This is a genomic window from Zobellia russellii (genome assembly GCF_018728565.1).
Taxonomy (GTDB): domain Bacteria; phylum Bacteroidota; class Bacteroidia; order Flavobacteriales; family Flavobacteriaceae; genus Zobellia; species Zobellia russellii.
In genome coordinates, this window is sequence record NZ_JACSOI010000001.1 from 135,941 (window position 1) to 153,505 (window position 17,565).

Genomic DNA, 17,565 nt, shown 5'->3' on the forward strand with positions numbered 1-17,565 from the left:
AGACATGAAAAAATATAATATCCTAAGTGTACTCTTCATCCTAGCTCTGCTTGTCTTCAGTTGCGAAAAAGAAGAGGAGCTGAACATAAGCGATGTGAACCATAGAATTATCGTAACATCCGAAATGGATTTCCAAAACAAAGTAATTGTTGGAGGTCATATAGATTTTGGCGATATCTCTAGAGGAGTTGAAACCAGAACATGGACATTCCCCGAAAACTCTCGTATTTCAGGAGAAAAAGCTAATACCTCATCCAAAGAGGTAGTAAAAGGTGTTTTTAACAAGGCCGGAGTATATGACGTTAAACTAAGCCAAACTTTTAAGGGCAATGTTTTTCGAAATGATGATAGTACGGTTCCAAGCGACACCAAGCAGTTGGACACCACCATCGTAATCACGGTAATTGATTCTATCAAATCTGCCCTAAGGGCCTATCATGTAAACCCTGATGGGAGCGTAGGAGCTGAATTGGATTTGTCCAACGGAGCAGAAAATGAAATAGAAGCCAGTAACTCTGTTCGTTTAACCTTCACCGCAATAGGCGAACCGGAAGCAATTGCATGGTCTTCGGATGGAGGAAAACCTGCCACTATAAACTCCGGTGCAGAAGAAGAGGTAGACATGCGGTTCAATAGATTAGGGTCTTGGGATCTTGAATTTATTGCCTCAAGGTTTAGACCCACCGATGCGGACACCCTTTCTTTTGAGAAAGTGATAAAAGTAATACCATCTTCCGCTCCGGTAACTTTGGATAGAGTGGCCGAACGTGAAGATAAGATTGCTTTAGAATTCAGCCGAGAAATAGATGGAAGCACGGTAGATCCAGCCGATTTTACCGTTAGAATAGAAAATAACAGAGATGAAATGAATCCTATTCTGATCAACCCTGTTATATCTACGGCGACTATAGACAAGAACGAAGCCAATATTGTTATTCTTGATTTAAGTGGAGAACAACTTTATAATGATGACCAAGTTTACGTAAGCTATACGCCCGGGAAACTTACAACCGTAGATGAAGTGGAGTCAGAAGCATTTACCGATGTTCTTTTGACAGATTTTGACCAACTGGCCAACCTTTACCCTTCTACCCCATATGATTATGGATTAGAAACATCAACTCCTGATAATTGGGCTTACCTAGGTTGGGGAGGTCATTGGGGCGAATATGATTTGGATATTGGTGTGGTTAACACACGCACCGGAACCAAGAGCCTCGATATCAACTTTAGACCCAACGGTGGTATGATCGTTGAACATAGAGATGCCGGAGGAAATCCTGTTGTAATAACCCTTGAAGAAGGTAAAAGATATGAGTTTGGCTACTGGATATATATAGAAAGTGACTTATCAGGAGTTCCTTCAGGTACTGAATCCTCGGATATTAGAATATATCCTTCAAACTGGGCTTTTGAACTGATACCTACCGTATTCACTCCTGACCTACCTACCGGAGAATGGGTATATCAAAAACAAGAATTTGATGCAGGTTTTACTGGTGAAGTAAGTTGGTTCATTAGAGGATATAATGAGTTTAACCCACAAGCTATTAAATTTCATATAGATGATATGTTCTTAGCAGAAGTTCCTGTTAGACCATAAAGGTATAACCCCCGAATCTTAACCGCTATGTTAAATAGTAAAATGGGCAGTCTTTGAATAGGCTGCCCATTTTTAATTGCAAGTCATGTATTGACTCTTTTAAGTATTATTTATACCACATATTAGAAGATATAGCACTTTTAAATTGTGGACATAAAATCTATAAGATTTTCTCCTTTTTCTAATCCAAGTTTCTTTCTTAACCTATACCTTGAAGTATGTACACTTTCTATTGTAATGCCCAATAATGAAGACATTTCCTTACTTGAAAACCCTAACTTTACTAGAGCGCAAAGCTTTAAATCTGTTTGTCCCAAGTCTGGATATTTTGTCCTTATTTTTTCATAGAAGCTTTGGTTTATAGAAGTAAACCGTGCTTCAAACTCCTTCCAATTTCCACCTGGGGAATTTTGAAAACCTTTGAGCATATTATGAATGGCCTTTGCGTCTATGGCATCACTTTTGGAAATATTCTGCTTTAGTTTAGCAATAAATTCTTCCTTTTCGATCAGTTGAAGGGCAGACGCAGTTAATTCCCTGTTTTTTAACATCATAACCTCATTGGTCTTTTGCTTTTCTAGTTTGTGTTTTCTTCTTAGGTTTCTAAACAAAAGAACCCCGTATAAAAACATAAAGACCACTATTACGCCCATTAAGATATTTTGTAAGAAACCTATTCTTTTTTGGTCTTCCAGCTTTTCAATTCGTACTTCTTTAAGTAGTGCCTTTTCTTTTTCTTTTTGAAGTCTGTAACGATCTTTTATTTCAAATAAATGTTTATGATTTTTACTTTTTCTGCCGAATATATTTTCATTTAATTCTTGTGCCTTATCATTGTAGAAAAAGGCTTCTTTAAAATTGTTTTGATTATAATACAGCTCGGACAAAACCTCATAGTTGAATAGCTTGTAACCCAAATGCTTATTATACATTTCCGAGAACTTAAGAGATTCCTTATAGTACTTTATTCCCTCCTCAAAATCTCCTTTTAGTTTATACACCTCTCCTAATAAAAAATAGACAATAGTAAGGTATGAAGGGCTCTTCTTTTCAAAAAAGAGTTTAGATTCGTTTAACGTGTTCAATGCATTTTCATAATCTCCTGCAATGGCATCAAAATAGCCCTTCTCCGTTTCTACGTAATATGATTTTTTATTGGAGTCTATCTTTTTTAAGGACAGTTCACAACTATCAAGATACGTCTTTGCCATTATATAATTATGGTTTACCCTATAACAATTTACAATAGCAAAGTAGTTACTGACCAGATAATCCTGACTTATCTTTTTCTCTTTAAAAAGCTGTTTTTTTAGCTTAAGGGACATATTAAAATAACGCAATGATTCTTCTTCCCTTCTATAGGCGGTATACAACCAACCCAATTCTTGATAAATACGGGATTTTGAAATATCATCATCGGATAGATCGGCTAAAATTAACGCTTCCCAATATCCATCATAAGATTTTCCGTAATCCAACACATTATCATAAACCGCAGATAACTGACACAGATTGTTGATTAAGTTTATGGTATCCTTTTGTTCAGAATAATAATCAATACCCGCTTTCAGGTAATAGATAGCACTATCTAATTTTTTTGCCGTGAGTTGGTTTGCCTTGTCTATATACTTATTTGTGCCATAAGGCTCTTGCGCCTTTACAAACAAACTGCTCAAAATAATAACAGCACTAAGCATTTTTAGCAAACTCCTACGCTTCATCATATCTAAAAATTATTGCTCACTAATTAAAAATCAACTAAACATTAGAAAATACAAGACTGAACATGGGTCTTTTTTTTCCTAGTCAAAGTCAATATAATATTTGCTTAGTTGAAATTCATGAAAATTGAACCGGTTTTTAAGAATGTTCAGTTTTTATTCATTAGAAAACCAAAGATTTTACCCACTATTAACTAATATTTGTCAAAATAATAATGGAAAAATTACTGATACATCAATTTTTCGTTCAGATTTCTCAAATAGAAAAAACAGAACCAAAACACATGATTTTAGGTGCGAGCATAAAAATAAACCCAACAAAAACCTAGAAAAGGTAAATATGCCAAGTATAAACGTACTAGTCTATTTCCAAACATTTCATAAAAAGTACCATTACGAAACAAAACATGGACAAAAATTAAATACAACTATTTTACCGGCCCCACTTTAAACGAAACATCAAAATTCATATAAATTAAATAACGCTTATTACAATGATTTCTAGAACCAAAACAATCCTATATTCGTTTCTCTTTTTCGCTATGCTTTCATATCATAGCTATGCCCAGAATACGACATATGACCAGAAAAAACTAGACTCTTTAGGGATAACTCAGGCCCAAATAGACCATTTGGGCATTACAGATATAGATCATTTAAGTGCCGCTTCTAAAAGGGCCTTAAAATGGCCCGTAGATTTAGGAAATGAATGGTTTATTCAGTTTTCTAACTTAAAACCGCTGAAAGGAGATTTAGCCTATGAAGAAGGTGTTGTACGTAGAGACCCCAGTGCTGTCATAAAAGAAAATGGTAAGTTCTATGTATGGTATTCCAAAAGTACCGGACCAACACAAGGTTTTGGGGGCGACGTTGAAAACGACAAGGTATTTCCTTGGGACCGTTGTGACATTTGGTATGCAACTTCGGAAGACGGAGAGACTTGGAAAGAAGAAGGACTAGCCGTACCTAGAGGCAAGGCAGGGGAATATGATGACAGATCGGTATTTACCGTAGAAATCATGAAACATGAAAACAAATATTATTTGAGCTACCAAACCGTAAAATCTCCCTATACGGTACGTGTAAAAAACCAAATTGGCCTAGCTTGGTCCAATTCTCCTGACGGCCCTTGGACAAAAAGTAAAGAACCTATATTAAGTCCTGCCGACAATGGTATTTGGAAAGGTGAGGAACAAGATAGATTTGCTGTTGAAAGAAAAGGCGACTTTGACAGCCATAAGGTTCATGACCCTTGCATTATACCGTTTGATGGCAAGTTTTATCTGTACTACAAAGGTGAACAGATGGGAGAAGAAATTACATTTGGCGGAAGACAAATCCGTCATGGTCTTGCCATTGCAGACAAACCTGAAGGACCATACATAAAATCACCATACAACCCAATTAGCAATAGCGGTCATGAAATTTGTGTTTGGCCATACAATGGTGGTGTTGCGGCCTTAATTACTACAGATGGTCCAGAAAAAAACACCATTCAATGGGCACCTGACGGTATTAATTTTGAAATAATGTCTGTCATTCCCGGAGTTACTGCACATGCCATTGGCTTAAATAGAACTGCGGACAATGAAAAAGAACCTACAGAAATATTACGTTGGGGACTTTCTCATATGTACAATAGCTGGGATTATCAAAGTATTATGAGCTTTACATCAGAAAGAAAGACCCAACATAGGGCCAAAGGAGAATAAAATACGAGTTGAGTTGAGTTTGATTAAGCAAGGACAGTATGTTACATGTAGCTACTGTCCTTTTTAATAAGTTGAATATTACTTAAACCTCATTTTTCGTAAAAATGCAACACCATTTGAACATAAAGATATCGCTAAGAAAATAATAAAACCCACTGTTTTATGACAGCAAAGGCCATAATTATAACTGGAACAAACATTGTTTTAGCACTGATACTAGTAAGTTTATCTTCGTGCCAGCACAAAGAACCAGAGACGTACGAAAGCGCCTCTTACAAGCGTTTTCGCGAAAATCAGATTTCTTACGAAAAGTATAACGAATTCAATACCCAATTCACATTTAAAAAACTACAGGGGTTTGAAGACGGCGCAGAACGTTATTACCCCTCTAGTGTAATAGAAACTGATGGTAAATATTACATGTGGTATTCAAAACCTCTATCTAACAGCGAAGTTGTAGGCCCCAATGACGCTACCGATTCACTAAGAGCTTTTCACTGGGATTTGTGCAATGTTTGGTACGCAACCTCTACCGATGCCTTAAATTGGGAGGAACAGGGAGTGGCAATTTCGCGGGGCACAGCTGGGCGTTATGACCACCGCAGTGTATTTAATCCTGATATTTTGTTTGCAAATGGCAAGTACCATCTAGTATATCAAGCAGCAAGAAGCATTGAAGATGCACGCTGGTCAAAACAATTCAAAACATCCGGAGATTTTACACCCAATGTAATTGGCATGTCCGTAGCCAGTACTCCGGCGGGACCTTGGAAAGCATTGGATGAACCCATATTAAAACCCGGTTCTGAAGAAAGTTGGGATGCCGAGGTTATACACGAACCCACCTTTTTTGTTAAGGGAGGACAATATTTTCTATACTACAAAAGTCATGGCCGCTTACCATGGACCCCTAACGTATCACCGGGTAATTTCAATAAAAAACATGCCGATATACCCTTAGCCACAGGGGTTGCAATAGCCAATGACCCTGAAGGCCCGTATATTAAATCTAAGTACAACCCTGTTTTAATGGGCGGACATGGCAGCATGGTATGGCCCTATCGTAACGGTGTATGCGCTACCTTGCCGGAAGGACCTGAAAGAAACAGTATCCTATTTTCTGAAGACGGAGTAAATTTTTACCCAAAAATTCAAGGTTTAACCATTCCAAAGGGTGGCGGTGCTTACCGACCAGGGAATTTTACCGATGTAAACACAAGCCCCGGACAAGGCATAACGTGGGGAATTAGTCACGAATTGTACCCCAATTATCATTTTGTTCGTTTTGAATGCGACTTGTCCTTAGAAAAAGGCAACAGGGTAAACGAAGAATACCAAATGGTCAAAGACTACATGAAAAATGACACCTATGACTATAACCTCAAATTGAATACCGGCACCAGATAAAGGGCACCAACCTACTTATTGCGTCTCCAACACTACACCTGATTTTTAATACCACCTGAAATGGTAATTGAATTTCCCTTATGTCGGTGAATAGGGTAAACTCTTTTTTACCTACGATATCAAACAACAACAATAAATCTGCAAAATATAACTGCAAAAGGCAGCTAAAAAAAGGAAGGGGCCTGGTTTTAACCACGCCCCTAACCCATACTAAACTAACTGAAAACTAACTCAATTTAAACAAACTCTGCACATTATATTTAAAACATAATCCTATGCCAATAGGTTAAGTATTACTATTTCTCTTCAAGTTTCCAAGTGCGTACCCAATCTACACGCATGGTATTCTTAGAATCGTCATTTAGCTCTTCCTTTTGTGGTAAACCTCCCAAATAACACTCTTCAGATGTCCATAGATCAAATATTAACTCTAGCTCTCTTGTAAAGTCTTGGTTAGTGGTAACAACACCAGCTGGCTCTCCATTTAAATAAAACTGAACAGTTCTAGCATCTTTCCACCAAGCACCAACAATATGGTAGGTTTCATCCCACGTTTTTCCTTTGTTAGGATTTGCATCCGATAACATTCTCGTATCAAAATTATCCTCATGCCTTTCCGTAACACCATTTTTAGCAATAAAATACTGTGAGTTCATCTGCGTTGGGAAATCCCACGGAGCCCACGGGTAGTTACTTGGTTTCGTAGTTTGATTACTACACTCAGGAGTTGGGTTTGCATTGCTCTCAACAATATCTATCTCATCCCTATCATCAATATCGCCATTGTTCAGCCAAAACGTATTGAACGCAGAAATACTTGAGGTTTTCATACTACACTCCGTATACATAGGATAACTTATTTTAGTTTTGGAGTGAACTCTTGCCGTTTGAAACCATTGGGAACTACCCTCATCCAACGTGGCCTGAATATTTAGTTTGCCGTCTACCACGCTAGAGTTTTCACTTCGCATAGAAACCGGGGTGTTTCCGTAGTTCCAAAAAGAATTAAACCACTTGTCATCGTCCCATGAATCAAATTCATCGGACATGGCTTCCACCTTTACCCACTCCATTCCCTCCGGGGTATCATCAACTACAGAAACAAACGAAGGCAAATCAGAGTCCAAATCAGAAAGTTGAAAAGGTGCTATCTCATCTTCCTTGTCTTCCTCCTTATCATCTACTTGCATGGGGTTTTCAGGACCTTTATCCATTTCTTCATCATCGTCAGAATTTGACGAACACGCAATAAATGCACTTATAATACTACATACCAGAAACACATTAATCTTCATATGATACTATCTTTATAATTTGTCTTAATTTAGAAAAGCGCTTTTTGCTGCTGTGTAAGCGAATCAATCTGTCTTATCTTGATATCTTTAAAAAACACCTCTGCAGCTTCGCTTTGCAATTGAATTTTCCCTTGGATCAACGGCACTTCCTTACCGTTTTCATCTATATATCTTGAGTCCTTCAAAATCATAACAACCTCTCCGTTTACGATATGAAGACTTTTACCCTCATAACAGATCAACTCAAGCGTATTCCACTCGTCATGTGGTTTTTCATAATTTCCGCTTCGTAAACAATAATTGTTATACGGACTACCCATACCAATTGGTAAATACTCCTGTGACTCATGCGCCAATGGATCCAAAACAGATTCCGGTTTGTACGCCCTAATATCTATGGCAGAATTAGCCTGGCTCCAAAAATCTCCCGTATGCCCCTCCATTATCTGAAATTCTTGAGAAAGCATCCATGAACGCCAGTACTCAACAGCCATTGGCCCCACGGAATGGTACAATATTCCAGAGTCTTTCAATAAATCTTTTCGGTAGGCCCATTTTTTATCTCCCCATTTGTACTTTAACTGAAAATGATAATTCTTATACTCCTTTTTAGTAATCAGGCAACCATAGTATTCTCCCGTATTCTTGATAATGGTTTCCCCGCCCTCTTTCACCGTTGAAAAAACGGTATAGTCGCTATTGTTTAAACCTATCGGAGCTATTTCTTCCCCATTTTCATCTAGTGGTACGGAACCGTCGTAACCGGGTTGGTGCTGATAGCTCAAATAATTGTCCCACTGGGTTAAATCCTTATCTATTAATTCTTCCCACTCGTATGTTTCTTCAGGGTTTTTTTGTTCCTCATTTTTTACCTCAGAACAGGAAATCACAAGAAAGAAAAGTGGTAAATAAAGTGTAAAATGTTTCATATTATTTATTGTTGGTTATTGCCGTTTACCCTATTAAGTTTTCAGCTGATTTCAAACGGCCAAAACCATTCTGACAAGCATGTTTTAGGGCTACACAAAGCATGCATGTATTGTAATTTTACAAAGAAATATTTACCATAACCTGTGAATTTCCGACCAATAATTAATTGTTCAGTTTTTATTGAAGCGCAGTGCAAAATGTCTATGGTTGCAGGTCTTGAACATTGCAAATGTTCAGTTTTTGTTAAGCTATATTGAGGTTAAGATTATCATATAATATCATAGTTTTAACAAAACGATATTTATTATGAAAGTTATTATGAAGGCTACTACTAGTCACAGAACAAAAAAAAACCACAGTTCACTAAATTCACTTTATAAAATCTGCTTCTTAGTAGCTTTTGTATTAGCAGGCACTAATTACGGCTTTGCACAAACATCAGATTCGTCTCCTAAAGCCATTGAGGCAGCTAGTACGGAAGAAGCAAGGGTTACAGGTTTAAAGTACATTAGTGTGCACGTATTGGAGCTTGAAAAGACCCTAAAGTTATACCGTGAAATATTGGGATTTAAAATGGCCGATGCCAAAGTACTTCACGGACCTGGACTTGAAGGAATGCTTGTAATGAAACTAAAGGCCGATGATTTGACTATTGGGCTATCACTAACAGCTCCCGAATTTATAGATACCATAGGTCCCATAGGAAACACCAACCACAACCACTTTATGCTAAAAGTAAACAACATTGTCCCAATTGGCGATAAGCTAAAAGAAGAAGGTTACGAACTGGAAAATGAAAATTACGCTCGTGACAAATACACATTTTTTGTAGGACCCAATGGCGAAATTATTGGCCTTTCCGGTTGGGATTGATTTAAACAAAATTACCTAACACAAACAAAGGTTCTGATGATATAAAAACATCAGAACCTTTTCTTATGCGTCTTACTTAGGGTTCAAGCATTAAATAATTGCATACAAGTTAGCTTTTCAGAAGAGTAGTAACCAATGGTTTAATTGGACTTAAACCCAATAAAAACCATCACAAACAAAAAAAGCCAGTCTTTCGACTAGCTTTTTGTTGCTCCCCCTCTTGGGCTCGAACCAAGGACCCTCTGATTAACAGTCAGATGCTCTAACCAACTGAGCTAAGGAGGAAAATATTTTCGCTTTGTTTATCTAAGCGGGTGCAAATATAATTGTTTTTTTTATTGTCCCAAATAAATTTTGCAATCTATTTTCCCATTAAGTATCTATATAGGTCATTTCCGTTGGCAAACAGTATCAAAGCCAGCAACATAAAGAATCCTATCATTTGTGCATATTCCAAAAATTTATCGCTTGGCTTACGCCCGGAAACCATTTCGTACAACAAAAACATAACGTGCCCCCCATCTAAAGCTGGAATTGGCAACAGGTTCAGAACGGCCAACATAATGGACAAGAAAGCCGTTGTGCCCCAGAACACTTCCCAGTTCCATGTTTCAGGAAAAAGTCCGCCAATGGCCGCAAAACCACCCACACCTTTGTATGCTCCCGTATCTGGGTTAAATATCTTTTTCAATTGCTTCAAGTATCCCGTAAGGGTATTTACCCCTTTATTTATCCCTGCAGGAATAGATTCGGCAAACGTATATTTTTCGGTCTCTAAACGTAAAAGACCTCTTTTTTCCATTTCGTCCATAGAAACCATACCGGGGCGCACTCCTATTTGGGCAGAGTCATTTATTACTACCGGTACAACTTTACGAACGCTATTGTCACGAACAACGGTCAGGTTAATTTTTTCGCCTTTATACTGCTCCAAAATAGGCTTTACCTCATCAAAATATGATATTTTCTTTCCGGCAATCTCAACTATTTCATCTTTTGGTTCAAGTCCGGCATCCTTATTTAGGGACTCGGGAGAAACTTCGGCTATAACAAAAGGGATACGTGGTCCCAAAAACCTAGCACGGTCCTTATCCTCAATTAAAGTAGCTATGAAATCAACAGGAATTTCCTTCTCAATGGTTTGTCCGTCTCGTTCAATAGTAATGCTACTCCCATTAATAATGTCCATAAAGACCGTATTAAAGTCCTTTATCTTTTGGCCGTCTACCGCAACAATTTTATCTCCGGTCTCAATACCAAGTTCATCACCAATGGTCTTTTCCGTTACATGAACACCGTCTTTTAAACTATCTCCCGGAATATATTGATCTCCGTAAGCATAGGCCATACCAATATAGATAACCAATGCCAAAACAAAGTTAACGGTAACACCGCCCAACATAATAATAAGTCTTTGCCAAGCCGGCTTACTTCTAAATTCCCATTCCTTTGGCTCTTCTTGCATAGCCTCGGTATCCATACTTTCGTCTATCATACCGGAAATCTTTACATAACCTCCTAAAGGAAGCCACCCAATACCATAAACGGTTTCGCCTATCTTCTTTTTGAAAAGCGAGAACTTTACATCAAAGAATAGGTAGAACTTTTCTACACGGGTCTTAAATAATTTTGCCGGGATAAAATGCCCCATTTCGTGAAGCACTATTAATAGTGAAAGGCTTAAAAAAAATTGTATGGCCTTAATAAGGAACGGACTCATCTATGTTTTCTATAATTAATGAACTCTTATTGAATTCAGCCGACAAAAGTACACTTTTACGGCCGCTTAAAAAAAATTACTGATAACCGCCATTTATTTTTAAGAAACATTTAGCAGCGCTCTTAGCAGTTAGGACTTGAATGCTTGTACTGACTAACGTATCTTTACCAAAAAGATTATGCGCACATTCTTTGCCAAATATAAATTTTTTGGCCTCGTGTTATTGGGGCTCTCTGCGGTAATCATGTATTTGTTTTATAACGCCCTGCAACCCCCCAAAATCCTAACAATTTACCAACCTACCATGGTTAACCCGGAACTGGTTGACAGTACGCTTCAATACAAAAGAAAATACCATACCATTGCAGATTTCTCGTTGATCAACCAAAATGGAAAAAATATAACCCAAGCCGATTACAACGACAAAATCTATATTGCCGATTTCTTTTTTACCACCTGCCCAACTATATGCCCCATAATGACCAAGAATATGGCCAGTATACAGGAAAGAATTAAGGGTTTTGATGACGTAATGTTGCTATCACATTCAGTTACACCGGAGATAGATTCTGTAGCACAACTAAAAAAATATGCAATAGAAAAAGGTGTAGATGATTCTAAATGGAACCTTGTTACGGGCGATAAAAAACAGATATACGAGTTGGCCCGTAAATCATACCTAGCCGTAAAAGACGATGGCGATGGCGGACCTTTTGATATGATCCATACCGAAAATTTTATTCTAGTGGACAAGAAAAAGCGCATTCGCGGCTTTTATGATGGTACCAATGAAGAAGAGGTTGAAAAACTGATGGCCGATTTAAAAATTCTAATGACGCCTAACCAAGAAGAATAAACTATAGGGGCAATACCAAATTCCGAAAAGTATATTCTTGTATTCAACTTACGGGCCTCTCCATTTTCCGCATCGGCCACTGTAGCACGCAAACATCCTAAAGTTTTATGATTTTTTGGGATTCAACACACGGCTTTTAGGATAAATTATGCTACTTTTGCCTTACTTATAATCAATCTAAATAAACGTTGGTAATAACGGTCGCACAGCTAAAAAAAGGACAAAAGGGAATCATCAAAGAATTCTCTGACGATTCCCTACCCATTAAATTGTTAGAATTGGGCTGTTTGCCCGGCAACGAGATAGAATTGGTCCAAATAGCCCCTTTTAAAGACCCTATTTATGTAAATGTAAACGGCTCCCATATTGCCATTAGGCGTGAGACCGCACAGCTCATTGAGCTGGAAATTTTAGAAGACACTTCCGTTCTATGAGCAAACAAATTAACGTTGCCCTTATAGGAAACCCCAATACTGGTAAAACTTCCGTTTTCAATCAACTTACCGGTTTAAAACAAAAAGTTGGTAATTACCCAGGTATCACCGTTGAAAAAAAGGAGGGTGTGTGCAAGCTTCCCAGAGGCGTAAAGGCACATATACTGGATTTACCGGGAACATATAGTTTGAACACTACTTCTTTGGACGAAAGTGTTGCCGTAGAACTTCTACTGAACAAAAATGACAAGAACCACCCAGATGTGGCCATAGTCGTATCCGATGTAGAAAACCTGAAGAGAAACCTTCTTCTATTCACGCAAATAAAAGACCTTAAAATACCGGCCATTCTTGTCATTAACATGGCAGATCGTATGTCCCGCAAAGGTATATCCGTAGATATTCCGCTTTTGGAAGAAAAGTTGAATACCAAAATTGCCTTGGTGAGCACCAGAAAGGGCATTGGTATTGACAAGCTGAAAGAACTCATTTCCGATTATAAAAACCTTTCAACTGAACAAAATGTAGATATTACGGTTATTGACCCTGGGTATTTTAAAAAATTAAAGGACGCTTTTCCTAATGAGGACCTGTATAAGTTGTGGCTTGTGATTACGCAAGACGTAAATTTTATGCCCATTGAGAAAAAACTGTTCAAAGATGCCTCTTCTTTTGCTACCAAATCAAAATCAGAACTGAAGCGCTTGCAGCAGAAGGAAACCATTTTAAGGTACCAGTTTATAAACGGCATTCTAAAAGAGACCTACAAAGTAGATTTGGCCATAGCCAAAGGATTTAGGGCTTCGCTGGATAAGATTCTAACCCACAAGGTTTTTGGATATATAATTTTCTTTGCCATCCTTCTGGTTATATTTCAAGGTATTTACGACTGGAGTGGCTACCCTCAAGACCTCATCGAAACATTTTTTGCCTCCGCCAGCTCGTGGGTAAAGGACACTTTGCCTCCCGGTGTATTTACCAACCTCATTGCAGAAGGTATACTAACGGGTATTGGTGGTATAGCCATGTTCATTCCGCAAATCGCATTTCTTTTCCTGTTCATTTCTTTGCTGGAAGAAACGGGCTATATGAGCCGTGTGGTGTTCCTAATGGACCGTCTGATGCGCCCCTTTGGCCTAAGCGGTAAAAGTGTTGTGCCCCTAATGTCCGGTACGGCATGCGCCATACCCGCGGTAATGGCCACCCGAACCATTGAAAATTGGAAAGAGCGATTAATAACTATTCTTGTTACGCCATTTACAACCTGTTCGGCAAGGCTTCCCATTTACATTATTATTATTGCCCTAGTAATACCTGAAGGTAGTTTCTTGGGCTTTGGTTACAAAGCCTTGACTCTTATGTTGCTCTATCTACTAGGTTTTGGGGCAGCTATTATATCCGCTTTAATACTTAATAAAATTTTAAAGATTAAGGGTAGGTCCTTTTTTGTGGTAGAAATGCCCAACTATAAGCTGCCATTACCAAAAAACGTTGCCTATACGGTTTGGGAAAAGACCAAAAGTTTTGTTTTGGGTGCCGGTAAAATAATTTTGGCCATATCCGTAGTACTTTGGTTCTTAGGCTCCAATGGCTATGGCGATAATTTTAACAATGCAGACGAAATTGTATCCAACCGAGTTAAAACCGAAGGATTCTCGGATTTTAATCAAGTTAGTATTGCCAATGACCTATCCGCTTACAAAACAGCTTTAAAAGATAGTATAAGGAACAATGTCTATCGTATAGATAATACCGCCCTGACCGATTCACTTGCCCAAAAACAGAACCTACTTGAGCAGAGGGCACTTAGCCAAGAAATATCCAGCTACAAGCTAGAGAATTCTTATATGGGCTATATGGGGAAGGCTATTGAACCTATTGTACACCCACTGGGTTATGACTGGAAAATTGGTATTGCGGTACTTACATCCTTTGCCGCACGCGAAGTATTTGTGGGTACTTTGGCCACTATTTACAGCGTTGGAAACGATCAGGAAGAAACCATCCAAAACCGAATGGCAGCAGAAATAAACCCAAAAACCAAGAAACCATTATTTAATTTGGCATCTGGTATTTCATTATTGCTGTTCTATGCCTTCGCCATGCAATGTATGAGTACCTTGGCGGTGGTAAAACGCGAAACCAATACTTGGAAATGGCCCGCGGCACAATTGGTATTTATGAGCAGTTTTGCTTATATTGTAGCTCTAGTTGCCTATCAAATATTAAAATAAGATGAGTGTACTTCAACCCATATTGGTTTATATTGTTTTAGCAATCTCCGTAGGTTATTTGGTCAAGAAATTCCTTTTGCCAAAAGCATTGTTTTCAAGTAAAAAAAGCAGCAACAAAGCTTGCGGACAAGATGGTTGTGGCTGCCATTAATTTTTAGAAAAATTTCCTGTACCTTACCCTTGTTGTAAGTCTATTCGTTAATAAAAGAATAAATTGGTATTAAATAAATCAAAAAAACCGTTCTTACTTCAAATGCTATTGCTTTTTTTGAATAGCCATTAGCCGTGAATATGCAAAAACCATTTTTTTACCTCTTCGCTTTTTTTCTTTTTTCATCTACCGTGCAACATGCACAAAGCTTGACCTCAGTAATTGTCGATTCCGTTTCAAAAAAGCCTGTTCCGTATGCAACGGTCCAATTGAACAACAAAGGAATGATTACCAATGAAGAGGGCAGGTTCAAGTTTCTACTAAAGGATGATATTAAGGCCACAGATTCACTTTTTATTTCGTGCATTGGTTACGAATCTATGGGCAAACCCATTTCCGAATTTACGGACAGCCTCATTTACTTAAGGCCAAAGGCTATAGAATTAAGGGAAGTTATCGTTTCCAATAAAACTTATACCCCAAGGGAAATTATTGAATTGGTAGAGGAAAACATACAAAAAAATTACATCACCCAATTTTCTAAAAAAAGACTTTTTCTAAGGGAAACCTACCAGAATAATATCATCAAGACCCAATATGAAATTAAGAAATCTTCCATTGAAGCTTTCAACAAGAATTTCTTGGATAGTGTTATTCAGACCATTCCCAAAAACAATATTTATTACACCGAGATGTTGGGCGATCTCTATGGTGCAGATGATGCTGATGAACAAAAACTAGACCTTATAAAAGCTTCTGAGCTTTATGACAAAAGTAAGGAGCTAGATGTTGAACTCTTGGAGGAAAAGTTCAATAAAATTGTAAAAGAAAATATTAAAACCGATTCTTATTTTAAAGTGAAATCGGGATTGTTCGGAACCAAGGTAGATGCCGAAGACATGGGCGATATTTTTAAGGAAGAGATAGATTCTACGGATATTGCCGCCCTAAACAAACAGCTTGAGGAAGAAAAGAAAAAGAAAGAGGAGCGCCGTGAATTTTTCTTGGAATACAAGCGCAAAACACTGGGCAACCTTTTTGAGAATCTTCCCATTTTTGATGATACGGATTACAATGTTATTTTCAAGCCTAGACGCTATGAACTTACGCTCGAAAACCACACGTACCTAGGTGACCAAGCCGTTTATGTTATCCGGTTTGTACCCGATGGTTCTCCGGAATTTGGTGGAATGCTCTATATCAATTCGGATGATTTTGCATTGATTCGGATGGATTTTGAGAATACGGAATCGCTTCGTGATTTTAAACTCCTTGGGGTTTCCGTGAACGAATATTTGGCAAAAGGAAGTATTCTGTTCGATAAAGGAGCTGACCAGAAGTACCATTTACGATACTACAACATTATAAAGGGTATAAGGGCCGGTTTTAAAAGACCGCTGACCATCATTGAGAAAAATAAGAACGTAAAAGGCAGACGTAAACAGAATGAATTGGCCCTAAAAGTTGATGCTGCCTTTGGGAACATAAATCAATATGAACTTATAGTCTTTGACGAGGAACCAATCAATTCCGGGCAATTTGAAGCCTTTAAGGAAAAAACCGGTGTTTTACCAACCTATATGCCAGACTATGACCCTAACTTTTGGAAAGGCTATGACATTATAGAACCCAATCAGGCCATAAAAGAATTTACTTCGGAAGTACAACTAGAAAATTAGACAAGGTTTCCAATAAAACTAAACAGTAACAGTGCCCAACCACAGACCAGTAATAATCCGCCCAACGGAGTTATTGGGCCCAAAAACCGCATTTTCTTTCCTTTTGCAGAACTGATCACCAAAGCATAAATACTGAAAGAAAAAAGGAAAGTTCCAATAGCAAAACAGTACACCATATATTGCTGAGAGACAACATCCATATTAAAATTGAAACCGATTAAAAGCAGTACCAAGGCATGGTACATTTGGTATTTAACCCCTGTTTCAAAACTTTTAAGCTGGTCTTCAGAAAGCAATTTCTTTAAAGCGTGAGCACCAAAAGCACCAAATATTACTGCTAAAAGACCATATAACGCGCCAAGAACCTGAGCTAATAGAACCATAAATACATTTTAAAACAAAGATAGGCCTTGGTCTTTCTAAAAACAAAGAGCCGCTCAATAGTTGAGCGGCCCTATAGCTTGTAAACTTCTATATTGACTTATCCTTTATCATCATAAAAGAACTGCTCTTTTACAATTTTGCCATCCTGAACTTCATATACGGCTATTTCGGACATGGTAGAACGTTGTCCAGATGGTTTATGGGTCGTATCCATGGTAAACTTTACGGAAAACCAATTGTCCGCTACCACTGGATCTGAAGCTTTACTACTGTGTACCTCAAAATTTTCTTGCCACCACTCCCCTTTTTTCTTAATACCTTCAAAGCCTTCAACATAAGCGCCCTCGGCCTTTCCATCGTTTTCAATACTAACGATTTTATCGCTGTACAATTCTTGATACGGCTTTTCAAAATCACCCGCATTGCACCATGCTACTAATTTTGAAGCTATTTCATTTGTTTCCATAACTGTTTGTTTTATTGATTATGTCAACAAAATACAACACAGACCTCTGAATAGCAAAACACTAGAAATAATTTAAACTGATGTTAATCTTAAAAAAGAA

At 37.9% G+C, this 17,565-nt stretch carries 15 protein-coding genes and 1 tRNA gene; 9 read left to right on the forward strand and 7 right to left on the reverse strand.

Going from position 1 to position 17,565, the window contains the following annotated elements; translation table 11 throughout:
- Window positions 1-4: 4 nt before the first annotated feature.
- Window positions 5-1,603, forward strand: a complete 1,599-nt coding sequence (locus tag H9565_RS00620; protein WP_215436197.1) for a hypothetical protein — start codon at window positions 5-7, stop codon at window positions 1,601-1,603.
- A 140-nt stretch (window positions 1,604-1,743) separates the two neighbouring features.
- Here H9565_RS00620 and H9565_RS00625 read toward each other — a convergent pair whose 3' ends face one another.
- Window positions 1,744-3,327, reverse strand: a complete 1,584-nt coding sequence (locus tag H9565_RS00625; protein WP_215436201.1) for a tetratricopeptide repeat protein — start codon at window positions 3,325-3,327, stop codon at window positions 1,744-1,746.
- Between the two features lie 491 nt (window positions 3,328-3,818).
- Between H9565_RS00625 and H9565_RS00630 the strand changes: the two genes are divergently transcribed.
- Window positions 3,819-5,036 carry a glycoside hydrolase family 117 protein gene (locus tag H9565_RS00630; RefSeq protein WP_215436204.1) on the forward strand — a complete coding sequence of 406 codons (1,218 nt, stop codon included), beginning with the start codon at window positions 3,819-3,821 and terminating at the stop codon, window positions 5,034-5,036.
- Between the two features lie 162 nt (window positions 5,037-5,198).
- Window positions 5,199-6,443, forward strand: a complete 1,245-nt coding sequence (locus tag H9565_RS00635; protein WP_215436207.1) for a glycoside hydrolase family 117 protein — start codon at window positions 5,199-5,201, stop codon at window positions 6,441-6,443.
- A gap of 296 nt (window positions 6,444-6,739) precedes the next feature.
- On the opposite strand, the gene H9565_RS00640 is transcribed toward H9565_RS00635, so the two are convergent.
- Window positions 6,740-7,738 carry a LamG domain-containing protein gene (locus H9565_RS00640; RefSeq protein ID WP_215436210.1) on the reverse strand — a complete coding sequence of 333 codons (999 nt, stop codon included), beginning with the start codon at window positions 7,736-7,738 and terminating at the stop codon, window positions 6,740-6,742.
- Window positions 7,739-7,767: 29 nt separating this feature from the next.
- Window positions 7,768-8,667, reverse strand: a complete 900-nt coding sequence (locus H9565_RS00645; protein WP_215436213.1) for a 3-keto-disaccharide hydrolase — start codon at window positions 8,665-8,667, stop codon at window positions 7,768-7,770.
- Window positions 8,668-8,974: 307 nt separating this feature from the next.
- Between H9565_RS00645 and H9565_RS00650 the strand changes: the two genes are divergently transcribed.
- Window positions 8,975-9,541: a VOC family protein gene (locus tag H9565_RS00650; RefSeq protein ID WP_215436216.1), complete on the forward strand. Its 567-nt coding sequence runs from the start codon at window positions 8,975-8,977 to the stop codon at window positions 9,539-9,541.
- 211 nt (window positions 9,542-9,752) lie between these two features.
- Here the strand turns inward: H9565_RS00650 and H9565_RS00655 are convergent.
- Together H9565_RS00655 and rseP are read right to left on the reverse strand one after the other, a co-directional pair.
- Window positions 9,753-9,826: transfer RNA gene (locus H9565_RS00655), tRNA-Asn, on the reverse strand.
- A gap of 76 nt (window positions 9,827-9,902) precedes the next feature.
- Window positions 9,903-11,261: an RIP metalloprotease RseP gene (gene rseP, locus H9565_RS00660; RefSeq protein ID WP_215436218.1), complete on the reverse strand. Its 1,359-nt coding sequence runs from the start codon at window positions 11,259-11,261 to the stop codon at window positions 9,903-9,905.
- A gap of 178 nt (window positions 11,262-11,439) precedes the next feature.
- Here rseP and H9565_RS00665 point away from each other — a divergent pair, with 178 nt between their 5' ends.
- The 5 genes from H9565_RS00665 to H9565_RS00685 all read left to right on the forward strand — a co-directional run bounded on the left by H9565_RS00665 (window position 11,440) and on the right by H9565_RS00685 (window position 16,615).
- Window positions 11,440-12,117: an SCO family protein gene (locus H9565_RS00665; RefSeq protein WP_215436221.1), complete on the forward strand. Its 678-nt coding sequence runs from the start codon at window positions 11,440-11,442 to the stop codon at window positions 12,115-12,117.
- Window positions 12,118-12,305: 188 nt separating this feature from the next.
- Window positions 12,306-12,551, forward strand: coding sequence for a FeoA family protein (locus H9565_RS00670; protein WP_215436224.1), 246 nt, complete (start codon window positions 12,306-12,308; stop codon window positions 12,549-12,551).
- On the forward strand, window positions 12,548-14,785 hold the full coding sequence (gene feoB, locus H9565_RS00675; RefSeq protein WP_215436225.1) for a ferrous iron transport protein B: 2,238 nt from the start codon (window positions 12,548-12,550) through the stop codon (window positions 14,783-14,785). Before H9565_RS00670 ends, feoB begins: the two co-directional genes overlap by 4 nt.
- 1 nt (window position 14,786) lies before the next feature.
- Window positions 14,787-14,936, forward strand: a complete 150-nt coding sequence (locus tag H9565_RS00680; RefSeq protein WP_215436227.1) for a hypothetical protein — start codon at window positions 14,787-14,789, stop codon at window positions 14,934-14,936.
- 209 nt (window positions 14,937-15,145) lie between these two features.
- Window positions 15,146-16,615, forward strand: coding sequence for a carboxypeptidase-like regulatory domain-containing protein (locus H9565_RS00685; protein WP_246560154.1), 1,470 nt, complete (start codon window positions 15,146-15,148; stop codon window positions 16,613-16,615).
- Here H9565_RS00685 and H9565_RS00690 read toward each other — a convergent pair.
- Both H9565_RS00690 and H9565_RS00695 read right to left on the reverse strand, forming a co-directional pair.
- Window positions 16,612-16,998: a DUF423 domain-containing protein gene (locus H9565_RS00690; RefSeq protein WP_215436233.1), complete on the reverse strand. Its 387-nt coding sequence runs from the start codon at window positions 16,996-16,998 to the stop codon at window positions 16,612-16,614. The two genes, H9565_RS00685 and H9565_RS00690, sit on opposite strands and share 4 nt — an antisense overlap.
- 98 nt (window positions 16,999-17,096) lie before the next feature.
- Window positions 17,097-17,465 (reverse strand): nuclear transport factor 2 family protein, encoded by a 369-nt coding sequence (locus H9565_RS00695; protein ID WP_038237264.1) that lies wholly within the window; start codon window positions 17,463-17,465, stop codon window positions 17,097-17,099.
- Between the last annotated feature and the right edge of the window lie 100 nt (window positions 17,466-17,565).